The following is an 11,888-nucleotide window of genomic DNA, read 5'->3' as shown; positions in this document are numbered from 1 at the left end:
TATGAATTACAACCGTTCTATAGTTCATATGGATTTAGATACCTTTTTCGTATCGTGCGAACGCTTATTAGACAGTCGCCTTAACGGAAAACCGGTACTTATTGGTGGTACTTCCGATAGGGGTGTTGTGGCATCCTGCAGTTACGAAGCTCGAAAATTTGGCATCCACTCGGCCATGCCCATGCGTATGGCTAAAATGCTGTGTCCGGAGGCTATTATTCTTCGTGGTAATTCTGGCATTTATACCAAGTTTTCTAAAAACGTTACCGAGGTTATTAAAGACACCGTACCGCTTTACGAAAAAACATCAATTGATGAATTTTACATAGACCTTACGGGCATGGACAAGTTTTTTGGCTGCCAAAAACTGGCTTCAGGATTGCGCCAACGTATTATAAAAGAAACCGGGTTGCCCATTTCGTTTGGATTATCAATTAATAAAACCGTTTCTAAAATCGCAACAGGCGAAGCCAAGCCCAACAATGAAATACGTATTATTTCGGGTACCGAAAAGCCCTTTTTGGCGCCGCTTTCAGTAAAAAAAATACCTATGGTCGGCAACGTTACCTACAAAGCCTTATGTGATTTGGGTGTAAAACGGATTAAAACCGTACAAGATATGCCCATGGAACTTATGCACCGCGTACTGGGCAAAAATGGATTAAGTATATGGAAAAAGGCAAACGGTATAGACAACAGCCCCGTTGTTCAGTACCACGAACGAAAATCCATTTCAACCGAGCGTACGTTTAATAAAGACACCACCGATGTGGCCAAACTAAAAGGTATTATTATTGCTATGGCCGAAAATTTGGCTTACCAACTGCGCCGCGGCAATAAACTAACCGCTTGTATTACGTTTAAAATTCGGTATTCCGATTTTCAAACCTATACCCAACAGCAGCGTATTCCATATAGCTCTATGGACCACATTATTATTCCCGTGGTTTTAGATTTATACAAAAAACTGTACAACCGTAGGCTTTTGGTTCGGTTAATTGGTGTGAAATTTAGCCATTTAGTGGAAGGCGGACACCAAATAAACCTATTTGAAGACAACGAAAAACAACTGCATTTAAGCCAAGCCATTGATAAAATGCGTGAGCGTTATGGCGATAGAGCTGTTATAAATGCAGCCGGCATGGAAGCTAAAAGCATTAGCCGTTGGAACCCTTTTACGGGAGAACCACCACCTTTATTGGCTAATAGGCGACGGTAAATTAATTCTAAAAAAGCTTCCCCTTTTCAATAATAGCATGTCCCGTGCGTTTATACGTAACTTTCTTTCCATTGGCACAAAACGTATAAACACCTTTTGATTTTTGCTCGGAAGCCGAAAGTAACACCACCTCAGCTATCGTACATTCGTAATCTTTAGCCACTTTGGTTTTTATATGGTCAATGGTAGCACGGCCTTTTTTTAATTGATTTTGTATTTTGTTGTTTAATTTAGGCTCTTCAAAATCGGCTCCTAAATCGCAACCATTATCAGGTTTGGAAATTTCCTTTTCATTAGTTTTTGCCTCGCGTGTTTCCGCATCAATATACTCCCAAGTATAATCGGCTTTTAACAAAACGCGCCTGCCATCTTCGGTTTTTACGATATAATTGTTTTGGGTAAAACCAAAGAACGACACAAATAAAAATAGAAACAGGACATATATTTTCATAGCAAATGTATTTAGAATAAACCCAAAAGTACAAATTTTAATCTGCAACATACTCCAAAATATCTGCTGGTTGGCAATCTAAAGCTTTGCAAATGGCTTCTAATGTTGAAAACCGTATTGCCTTTGCTTTTCCTGATTTTAAAATAGAAAGGTTGGCTTCGGTTATACCAATGATTTCTGCCAATTCTTTGCTTTTCATGTTGCGTTTGGCGAGCATGACATCCAAGTTTACAATAATGGCCATAGTTATATGGTTAAGTCGTTTTCTTCTTGTATATGTTTTCCTTTTTTCAATACATCTAAGTATAGATATATAAGAAAAGCTATTATTAGATGGGCAAAAACAATAAAATAATCATCATGAAGACGAAAGGACGCACCTTTTTTCAGAAATTGAAATGAAAATATAACGATATAAACCAAAGGGATACAGTTCATTATCAAGAAAAACTTCAATCGTTTTAATGATTTCGACTCAAATACCTTCTTACTAACAAATACTTTCAAAAACTCTTTAAATAAGTAAAAATAAATAAGGTAGTAAAGCATTACAATCCACATAATAAGAACAGAATAGTTAAACGGAATATTAATATGTAGGTTTAATAAAGGAACATGAACTTTTCCTTTGCTACCTATAATATCAACAAAAGGAATTTGCAGTTCAAATTTATATTCTACATACGATAGTATTGAAAACACCATTACAAAAATTAGCAATGTTGCAATACTGTAAAATAATATTACAGAAGATATATAAGCGAGCTTTTTCATATTTAATTATTGTTTAACAATAACAAATATATACAAATTATCGAATAACAATAATTTTAAATTAAAATAGTTTTACATCATGTATACCGAAGGCATTATTTATATTTGTTTGAAATGAAACACTTCCCCAAAAAAATACAAGTTAATATACAAGAGCGAAAAGCGAATAATGCCTTACGCCAACTTAGAGTACAAAGTGATTTGATTGATTTTTCATCCAACGATTATTTAGGGTTTTCGAAGTCCGAAATCATTTTTAATAACGCCCACCAATTTTTAATTGACCACAACATAAAACAAAATGGAGCAACAGGTTCGCGTTTGCTTTCAGGAAATCATCAACTTTATAATGTTGTAGAATCCCAACTTAGTGAATTTCATCAAAGCGAGTCTGCTTTAATTTTTAATTCGGGCTACGATGCCAATATTGGATTTTTCTCGAGTGTTCCACAGCGTGGCGATATTATTTTTTATGATGAATTTATTCATGCTTCCATTCGCGATGGTATTTTAATGAGCCATGCCAAAGCCTATAAATTTAAACATAACGATTTAGATGTATTAGAAAAACTACTCCTTCGTCATGCTGAACTTATTTCAGAATCACAGCATAACATTTATGTTGTCACTGAATCGGTGTTTTCTATGGACGGTGATTCTCCAGACCTTATCCTGCTTTCAAAACTATGTAAAAAATACCAAGCTTATTTTATAGTTGACGAAGCCCATGCTGTTGGTGTTTTTGGTGAAAAAGGTGCTGGTCTGATTCAACATTTTAAACTAGAAAACGACGTTTTTGCAAGAATAATAACTTTCGGAAAAGCACTGGGCTGCCATGGTGCCGCAATTTTAGGAAGTGAAATCTTAAAACAGTTTTTGGTAAATTTTTCACGAAGTCTTATTTACACTACAGCATTACCACCACATAGTTTGGCCACCATACAATCTGCTTACCAAGAGCTAACTAAAACAAAAAGCAGTAAAAAACTCGACGAGAATATTACATGCTTTAAGTCTGATATGATTGCAAATAATCTTTACCACTTATTTATTGAAAGCCAATCTGCCGTTCATTGCTGCATTATTTCAGGGAATGAAAATGTGAAATCCATTGCTAAAAATATCCAAGAAAAAGGTTTTGATGTTAAACCTATTTTATCGCCAACTGTACCAAAAGGTCAGGAACGCCTACGTTTTTGCTTACATGCATTCAATAACGAACAAGAAATTTCGGAAGTCTTAAAGCTACTCACTACTTTTGTTAAACATGAATGATACGTTTAAAACTATAGCTAGGTTTCAATATTCTACGGAAGCACAAATTATAAAAGGGCGTTTAGAAGCCGAAGGGATTCAAGTATTTTTGTCTGATAACTTCACAATCGACACCGATCCTTTGGTGAGCAATGCCATTGGAGGGGTTAAATTAAAAGTGCTATCACACCAAGCGCTGAAGGCACAGCACATTTTGGAATCCATAAATAAATATTCTGTTGATGATGAAGGCAATACAATTCATTGCCCAAGTTGTAAAAGCGAAAAAATAGAACTTTTTTCAACCATAAAGGATGTTAAATCCTTATTCTGGTTTATTTTTGGGTTTTTATTTTCATCGCTCCCATTTTATACAAGGCATAAATACAAATGTGAAGCTTGTAAAACAGAATTCGACTTAAAATGAACACCTATTTCATCACGGGAATTTCAACCGACGTTGGCAAAACAATTGTGTCGGCAATTATAACAGAAGCCTTGCAGGCCGATTATTGGAAATCTGTTCAAGCTGGTGATTTGAACAATTGCGACACGAAAAAAGTAAAGGCTTTGGTTTCAAATACCAAATCAAAATTCCACCCAAACGCCTATGCTTTGCAAACACCGATGAGTCCTCATGCTGCTGCAAAAATAGATGGTATTTGCATTGAACTAAAAAACATCAAACCTCCCAAAACAAAAAGCCATTTAGTTATAGAAGGTGCTGGTGGATTACTTGTTCCCTTAAATAATGAACAAACCGTATTCGATTTAATTGAACCTAATTACAAAGTCATCGTCGTTTCAAGGCATTACTTAGGGAGTATCAACCACACGCTTTTAACCATAAATGCTTTAAAAGAAAAAGGTTTTGATGTTTCGATTATCTTTAGCGGAAAAGAGAACGAATCGACGGAATCAATAATCAAAAAAATGACCAATGTTCCAATTATTGGAAGAATTGAAGAAGAACCTTATTTCGATAAAAATGTAGTGAAAGAGTATGCTGAACTATTTAGGGAAAAATTATGAGTTTAAGTAAAAGAGATAAAAAACACCTCTGGCATCCATTAACCCAGCACAAATTGCACCCCGATGCCATAGCAATTACCAAAGCTAAAGGCTGTGTTTTAACCGATGAAAACGGCAACAACTATATTGACGCTATAGCATCTTGGTACACCTGTATGTATGGTCACTGTAACCCTTACATAACTAACAAGGTTGTGGACCAAATGCAGCAACTAGACCAAGTAGTTTTTAGCGGATTTACCCACGAACCTGCCATAAAGCTAAGCGAAGAACTCGTCAAAGTACTCCCGAACAATCAGAATAAAATATTTTTTAGCGATAATGGTTCAACAGCCGTTGAAATTGGTATTAAAATGGCTTTGCAATACCACTTTAACAAAGGCGAAAAGCGTAATACGCTAATTGCTTTTGAAGACGGATTCCATGGCGACACCTTTGGAGCTATGAGCGTTTCTGGCCTATCCGTTTACAATGGCCCTTTTGAAGATTTCTTTTTAGAAGTAAAACGTATTCCAGTACCCAACGGCAAAAACCTCGATGTTATATTAAAGATGCTGCAAGACTTGATTTCAAATCATAAGGTAGCTGGTTTTGTTTACGAACCTTTAGTACAGGGTGCTGCTGCCATGAAAATGCACAATCCCGAAGGTTTAAACCAAATTCTAAACTTCTGCAAAAACCATAATGTTATAACCGTGGCCGACGAGGTCATGACAGGTTTCGGCAAAACTGGAAAACACTTTGCATCGCTATACATGGAAACCCCGCCCGATATTATGTGTTTGAGCAAAGCACTAACTGGAGGCTTATTACCTATGGCGCTTACGACATGCTCGCAGAAAATTTATGATGCATTTTATAGCAACGATATTGCCAAAGGCCTTTTTCATGGGCATACCTATTCCGCCAATCCACTATCATGTACTGCGGCATTAGCGAGTATCGAATTATTACAATCTGAAGACATTGAGAATAACATAAAAACGATTATCGCTTCACACCAAACCTTCGGCAACCGAATAAAAAATCACCCCAAAGTAAAAGACATGAGACAAATGGGGATTATTTTAGCCCTTGATTTAGATGTGAAAATGCAGCGCTACGGTAATCTCCGCGATAAACTTTTTAAATTTTTTATGGACAACGGGGTGTTTTTACGTCCCTTGGGTAACACCATTTATATCCAAGCGCCCTACGTTATCACCAAAAAGCAATTAGAAAAAGTATACCAAGTTATCGAGGATTCTTTATCAATAGTGTAAATTTGCCTCCCAAAAGTTAACCTGAGTTTATTCGCAAAAAATAAGGTCAACACAAGAAACACTATGCAAAAACCAATTTCAATAACGGCTATTTCATCCATTTCTCCCTTAGGAAAATCTATTGACGAAGCATGGCAAAGCTATAAAGTTGAACGGCATTGTATCACCCCAAAAAACCTTTTGGGGAAAGATGTTTTGGTAGCTGAAATTACCGCAGAGGCCAGACAAGAAGTTGAAAAATTAAAACAATCAGACACTAAATACAAGTCGCTCGACGATTCGGTTCTTTTTGCTATTTATGCCTCACGTAAAGCTGTAAAACAAGCTAACTGGGCCACATCTGATAATTTTGGAATTAATATTGGTTCTTCTCGCGGAGCAACCGGACTTTTTGAAACTTACCACAAATTATTTTTAAAAAACAACAAAGCTGAAACACTAAGCTCGCCCACTACAACTTTGGGCAATATTTCATCGTGGGTAGCCCACGATTTGCAAACCGAAGGCCCAGAAATAAGTCATTCTATAACCTGTTCAACGGCACTGCATGCCGTGTTAAATGGTATTGCGTGGATAAATTCGGGCATGTGCTCCAAATTTTTAGTTGGTGGTAGCGAAGCCCCGTTAACGCCTTTTACCGTTGCACAAATGCAAGCTTTAAAAATATATTCGAAAGAAAGTAGCGCATTCCCATGCCGTGCTTTGGACCTCAATAAAACCAAAAATACGATGGTTTTGGGCGAAGGTGCTTCCATGGTATGCCTAGAAAAGGGAAGACTAGACAATGCATTAGCTTTAATAAATGGTTTTGGGTATGCCACGGAAATTTTAAAACACAACATTTCCATTTCCAGCGATGCCCAATGTTTTCAAAAATCGATGAAGATGGCCTTAGGCCAAATAAATTCCAAAGAAATTGATGTAGTTGTGATGCACGCACCGGGAACAATAAAAGGTGATATTTCAGAATATAAAGCTATTGAAGCGGTTTTTAAAAATAACCTTCCTGCATTAACTTCCAACAAATGGAAAATCGGCCATACCTTTGGCTCCTCGGGCACTTTAAGCATTGAACTTGCCGTTTTAATGTTGCAAAACCAAGAATTTATTGGTGTTCCTTATTTAGAAAACCAAAAAACACCTACAAGAATTCAAAACATTTTAGTGAATGCCGTGGGATTTGGGGGCAATGCGGTGAGTATACTTTTAAGTAAAAACTAGAATTTTAATTTGATACAATAAATTTTTTGGAAGATAATTTTCCGGTCGAATAAAATCTTACACAATAAATACCACTGCTCCAACTTTCGGCATTAATATCTAAATTAAATAAGTTGTGCTTTTGAAAAAGTATGCGCCCCGATAAATCGTTAATAATTAAATGTTCAATAACAGTATTACTGCTAATCTTTATTTGCTTATTTATACTTTCTAAACCAATTTGTTGGTTGGCAGTGATGAAAGTCTCTGTTCCCAAAGCGTTTTCGCTAAAAATCGAAAGATAATTGTAAGATTGACTTAACTCACTTAAATCATTAGCTATAACCTCACTCATTTTATAAGCCCCGTTTTCCTGCAAATGGGTATTATCTGAATTTCCAGATGGATAATTAGGAAACTCCCCTACCTCTAAATTCATAAAAACTTCATAGGTTGTATAAGTTTTCCCTAAAGATTCAAACAAAGTTTTTGATAGGACATGAGCATCAACAAGCGGCACATCTTCTTCTGTAGCCAAAGTACGCATGGCAGGCGGGTAATCACCATGAGAGTCTTTCATAGTCGCACCATCGCCGTTCCAATAGTTTCTATAAATTGAGGTTGCCAAAATAGGATAAGCACCTTTGGCCCTTGCTTCATCAATATATTTTTTCAAATATTCTTGATACGTGGTATATGGGTCTGTATACCTTACAGGGTCACTGGTTTTTTCATCATTGTGTCCAAACTGTATGATTAAAAAATCTCCAGACTGAATATCATTAATCACAGGAGTCCATGACCCTTCATCATAAAAACTTTTAGAACTTCGCCCGCTTTTTGCACGGTTATCAAAGTTTATGCCACCATTATCAAAATACTCCCCTATAGTTGTTCCCCAACCTGTTCTTGGAAAAACAGAAGCATTATAATCAGAACACGTTGAATCGCCAATTAAAAATAGCGTAGGAACGTTTTGCGCACTAACCGTAGTACTCATAACAGTTATAGTAAGTAGCAGAAAAATAGATAAGCGCATGTTAATATAGTTAATAGGTTAATTGATTATACCAAAGTACGCAAAATTTCTTCTAAATTAGCTACAAACCAAGCTTTATCACTAGTATATTTACTTTATAAAAAGATAAGCTATAAAAGATTTAATTAGTATTTTTGACCACAACTAACAAACGGAATTTATGAGCGAGACAAGACACAACTGGACCAAACAAGAAATTCTGGACATATACAACAAACCCTTAATGGAGCTGCTTTACGAGGCGGCCACCATTCACCGTTTGCACCACGATCCTAATACGGTACAGGTAAGTACGTTGTTATCCATTAAAACTGGAGGTTGCCCAGAAGATTGTGGTTATTGTCCGCAAGCCGCACGTTACCATACCGATATTGAAGGTAATGACTTAATGAGCGTTAAACAGGTAAAAGCCCAAGCGTTACGTGCTAAATCCAGTGGAAGTTCGCGTGTTTGTATGGGTGCTGCATGGCGTAATGTAAAGGATGGCGAAGAATTCGACCAAGTTTTAGAAATGGTTCGCACCATCAATAAATTGGAAATGGAAGTGTGCTGCACGCTTGGCATGATTACTGAAAACCAAGCCAAACGTCTGGCAGAAGCAGGTTTATACGCCTATAACCATAATTTAGATTCTTCGGAAGAATATTATAAAGAAGTGATTTCCACACGTGGTTTTGAAGATCGCTTGGAAACTATTGACAACGTGCGTAAAACCAATGTCACTGTATGCAGTGGTGGTATTATTGGTATGGGTGAAAAGATTGAAGACAGAGCTGGGATGCTCGTAGCACTTTCTACCTTAAATCCGCAACCCGAATCGGTACCCATTAATGCATTGGTTGCAGTTGATGGTACACCGCTTGAAGACCAAAAACCCGTTTCCATCTGGGAAATGCTGCGTATGGTAGCCACAACCCGTATTGTAATGCCCGAAACCCAAGTGCGCCTTAGTGCAGGCCGTACACAAATGACTCGTGAAGGCCAGGCCATGTGCTTTTTTGCGGGCGCTAATTCTATTTTTGCGGGTGATAAGTTATTAACTACGCCAAATCCCGATGTTAACGAGGACATGGAAATGTTTAAACTTTTAGGATTAAACCCACAAAAGCCCTTTATTAAAAAGATGCAGCCACAGACCGTTGAAGCTAAAGATTCACAATTTGAGGCATTGGGCGAAAAACCAAAATGGACAAGACCCGAGCATACTATCGATCGCAACGAAGCTGCAAAAGTTAAAGCAAAGGTTACCAAATAAATTCTGGTACCGTTTTGAAAAATAAGTAATTGTTTAAGTTTCAGGGAACCAATATTGCTAGGTAGTTTAATTTTGAAGTTGCTTCATGATTTTAATTAAAACACTCAGTTCACAAATACGACCAGAAATATTATCTGGTCTTTTCTTTTTATAAAAGCTGTAACAAAAGTTTCCTGTTAACTACTAATAACATGTCTACTAATCATGATTTAACGATTTAGTTAAAATAATAACAATGTATATTAATGTATATTAAGGTGAATTAAACAGTCAATAAAACTTGCAAGGCTATACAAATAAACCTACATTTATTTCATTAATTTTTTATTCTATGGAGTGGTTTTCAAATTTAGATTTTCTTTCAAAATTTTATTGGCTCATTGCTTTTCTGGCATCATTTGTCTTTATCATCGTGGTTATTTTAGCCTTTGTTGGAGGTGATGCTGGTGAAATAGAAGACCTAGATTCTGATGTAGATTCTGATACCGGAATCGGATTTCAATTTATCACCTTTAAAAATTTAGTGGGATTCTTTACCATTTTCGGCTGGAGCGGTGTTGCTTCCATAGATGCTGGTTTATCAAAACCTTTAATCTTCATTATTTCCACATTTTCTGGATTACTTATGATGGTAGTTATGGCAGCCATGTTTTATTTTATGAGAAAGCTTACTGATAGCGGTACTTTAAAATACAAAAATGCCATTAACGCCATTGGTGAGGTGTATTTAACCATTGGCGCCAACCGTTCCAAAATGGGAAAAGTAACGGTACGAGTCCAAGGTGCTTTGCGTGAATTGGATGCACTTACCGATTCTTTTGAACCCTTAAAATCTGGCACCATAATAAAAGTGGTTGATGTAACAAACAACGGTATTTTAATAGTAGACAGAACAATAAAACCAATTGAACCAATAAAACAAAAAACTTATGAAATTACTGATGGCTCTTCAGAGCTCTAGCTTTGGGTTACCGCTTGCTCTAATTTTTGCGGTATTATTTATATTCTTATTCCTGATTATTTTAGTAAGACGCTACAAACGCTGTCCTTCAGATAGAATTTTAGTTGTTTACGGTAAAGTTGGCGGCGGTCAATCTGCAAAATGTATACACGGTGGAGCAGCCTTTATTTTTCCAGTAATTCAAGATTATGAGTTTCTTGATTTAACGCCTATTTCTATTGAAGTTAATCTTGTAAATGCACTTTCAAAACAAAATATTCGTGTTAATGTTCCTTCACGTTTTACAATTGGTGTATCTACCGAACCTGGCGTTATGCAAAACGCAGCAGAGCGTTTGTTAGGCCTATCAATGAACGATGTTCAAGAGTTGGCAAAAGAGATTATTTTTGGTCAGTTACGTTTGGTTGTAGCATCTATGGATATCGAGGAAATTAATTCCGATAGGGACAAATTCCTAACAAATATTTCTCAAAGTGTAGAATCTGAACTTAAAAAAGTAGGTCTAAAACTCATAAACGTAAATATTACTGATATTGTTGATGAATCAGGCTATATTGAAGCACTTGGTAAAGAAGCTGCCGCTCATGCCATAAACGCCGCTCGTAAATCGGTTGCAGAGAAAAACAGAGATGGATCTATTGGTGAGGCGAATGCCGTACAAGACCAAAGAACTCAAGTAGCCGCAGCAAACGCACAAGCCGTAGAAGGTGAAAATAAAGCGAAAATTGCTGTTGCAAATTCCGATTCATTGCGTCGTCAAAGAGAAGCAGAAGCAGAACGTGTTGCCATCGCCTCAGAAAAAGTACAAGGGGCAAAAGCTTTAGAAGAAGCCTATGCCGCTGAAAAAGAAGCCGAAACCGCAAGAGCAGAAAGAGAACGCTCTTCACAAATGGCCGATGTTATTGTCCCTGCCGAAATCGATAAAAAGAAAGTTGAAATTGACGCCGAAGCGGAAGCGGAGCGGATTAGAAGACGTGCTAAAGGTGAAGCTGACGCCATTTTATTTAAGGCACAAGCAGAAGCAGAAGGTTTATACGAAGTATTAACAAAACAAGCTGCTGGCTTAGACCAAATTGTAAAGGCCGCTGGTAACAATTCAAAAGATGCCGTGTTGCTTTTAATTGCCGATAAGTTACCCGAATTGGTTAAAACACAAGCTGAAGCCATAAAAAACATTAAAATTGACAAGGTTACCGTATGGGAAAATGGTGGAGGCCAAAACGGAAAATCCTCAACGGCCAATTTCCTTTCTGGCATGTACAAATCCGTACCTCCTTTGCAAGAAATGTTTAATATGGCCGGTATGGAACTGCCTGAATATTTAAAAGGCAAAGATGTAAAAGCTGAAAATAAAGAGACTCCCATCAAAAAAGCAGGGAATACTAAAAAAACGGAATAAAACTCAAACTTTTATTTGGCCGTAGCACCTAAAACATTGGAA

13 protein-coding genes are annotated in these 11,888 nt (G+C 36.9%); 9 read left to right on the top strand and 4 right to left on the bottom strand.

What is annotated here, in order from left to right; translation table 11 throughout:
- Position 1: 1 nt before the first annotated feature.
- Positions 2-1,219, top strand: a complete 1,218-nt coding sequence (dinB, locus tag ACIEHO_RS10210) for a DNA polymerase IV (RefSeq protein ID WP_406971310.1) — start codon at positions 2-4, stop codon at positions 1,217-1,219.
- Positions 1,220-1,226: 7 nt separating this feature from the next.
- Here dinB and ACIEHO_RS10205 read toward each other — a convergent pair whose 3' ends face one another.
- From ACIEHO_RS10205 to ACIEHO_RS10195, 3 genes are read right to left on the bottom strand one after another with little or no spacing between them, the layout of a single operon-like run.
- Complete coding sequence (locus tag ACIEHO_RS10205) at positions 1,227-1,670, bottom strand: DUF3157 family protein (protein ID WP_406971308.1); 444 nt, start codon at positions 1,668-1,670, stop codon at positions 1,227-1,229.
- 37 nt (positions 1,671-1,707) lie between these two features.
- A complete protein-coding gene (locus ACIEHO_RS10200) occupies positions 1,708-1,914 on the bottom strand; it encodes a helix-turn-helix domain-containing protein (RefSeq protein ID WP_406971306.1) in 207 nt (68 codons plus the stop codon).
- 2 nt (positions 1,915-1,916) lie between these two features.
- Positions 1,917-2,444, bottom strand: a complete 528-nt coding sequence (locus ACIEHO_RS10195) for a DUF2975 domain-containing protein (RefSeq protein WP_406971304.1) — start codon at positions 2,442-2,444, stop codon at positions 1,917-1,919.
- Between the two features lie 114 nt (positions 2,445-2,558).
- On the opposite strand from ACIEHO_RS10195, the gene ACIEHO_RS10190 reads away from it, so the two are divergent.
- The 5 genes from ACIEHO_RS10190 (at position 2,559) to ACIEHO_RS10170 (ending at position 7,213) form a co-directional block, all read left to right on the top strand.
- Positions 2,559-3,719, top strand: coding sequence for an aminotransferase class I/II-fold pyridoxal phosphate-dependent enzyme (locus tag ACIEHO_RS10190; RefSeq protein ID WP_406971302.1), 1,161 nt, complete (start codon positions 2,559-2,561; stop codon positions 3,717-3,719).
- On the top strand, positions 3,712-4,125 hold the full coding sequence (locus tag ACIEHO_RS10185) for a putative signal transducing protein (RefSeq protein WP_406971300.1): 414 nt from the start codon (positions 3,712-3,714) through the stop codon (positions 4,123-4,125). The genes ACIEHO_RS10190 and ACIEHO_RS10185 overlap by 8 nt, the downstream gene beginning before the upstream one ends.
- The gene (gene bioD / locus ACIEHO_RS10180) at positions 4,122-4,730 is read left to right on the top strand and encodes a dethiobiotin synthase (RefSeq protein ID WP_406971298.1); all 609 of its coding nucleotides are present in this window, start codon (positions 4,122-4,124) and stop codon (positions 4,728-4,730) included. The genes ACIEHO_RS10185 and bioD overlap by 4 nt, the downstream gene beginning before the upstream one ends.
- The gene (gene bioA, locus ACIEHO_RS10175; protein ID WP_406971296.1) at positions 4,727-5,992 is read left to right on the top strand and encodes an adenosylmethionine--8-amino-7-oxononanoate transaminase; all 1,266 of its coding nucleotides are present in this window, start codon (positions 4,727-4,729) and stop codon (positions 5,990-5,992) included. Before bioD ends, bioA begins: the two co-directional genes overlap by 4 nt.
- A 63-nt stretch (positions 5,993-6,055) precedes the next feature.
- Positions 6,056-7,213, top strand: a complete 1,158-nt coding sequence (locus ACIEHO_RS10170; RefSeq protein WP_406971294.1) for a beta-ketoacyl synthase N-terminal-like domain-containing protein — start codon at positions 6,056-6,058, stop codon at positions 7,211-7,213.
- Positions 7,214-7,217: 4 nt separating this feature from the next.
- Here the strand turns inward: ACIEHO_RS10170 and ACIEHO_RS10165 are convergent, their stop codons facing one another.
- On the bottom strand, positions 7,218-8,192 hold the full coding sequence (locus ACIEHO_RS10165) for a GDSL-type esterase/lipase family protein (RefSeq protein ID WP_406971292.1): 975 nt from the start codon (positions 8,190-8,192) through the stop codon (positions 7,218-7,220).
- A 199-nt stretch (positions 8,193-8,391) separates the two neighbouring features.
- Between ACIEHO_RS10165 and bioB the strand changes: the two genes are divergently transcribed.
- The 3 genes from bioB to ACIEHO_RS10150 all read left to right on the top strand — a co-directional run bounded on the left by bioB (position 8,392) and on the right by ACIEHO_RS10150 (position 11,846).
- Complete coding sequence (bioB, locus tag ACIEHO_RS10160) at positions 8,392-9,486, top strand: biotin synthase BioB (RefSeq protein WP_406971290.1); 1,095 nt, start codon at positions 8,392-8,394, stop codon at positions 9,484-9,486.
- 331 nt (positions 9,487-9,817) lie between these two features.
- Complete coding sequence (locus ACIEHO_RS10155) at positions 9,818-10,447, top strand: hypothetical protein (RefSeq protein ID WP_406971288.1); 630 nt, start codon at positions 9,818-9,820, stop codon at positions 10,445-10,447.
- The gene (locus ACIEHO_RS10150) at positions 10,416-11,846 is read left to right on the top strand and encodes a flotillin family protein (protein WP_406971286.1); all 1,431 of its coding nucleotides are present in this window, start codon (positions 10,416-10,418) and stop codon (positions 11,844-11,846) included. The genes ACIEHO_RS10155 and ACIEHO_RS10150 overlap by 32 nt, the downstream gene beginning before the upstream one ends.
- Positions 11,847-11,888 lie beyond the last annotated feature (42 nt).

Source organism: Flavisericum labens (assembly GCF_045446075.1).
Taxonomy (GTDB): Bacteria; Bacteroidota; Bacteroidia; order Flavobacteriales; family Flavobacteriaceae; genus Flavisericum; species Flavisericum labens.
This window is presented reverse-complemented; position numbering and strand designations above follow the sequence as displayed.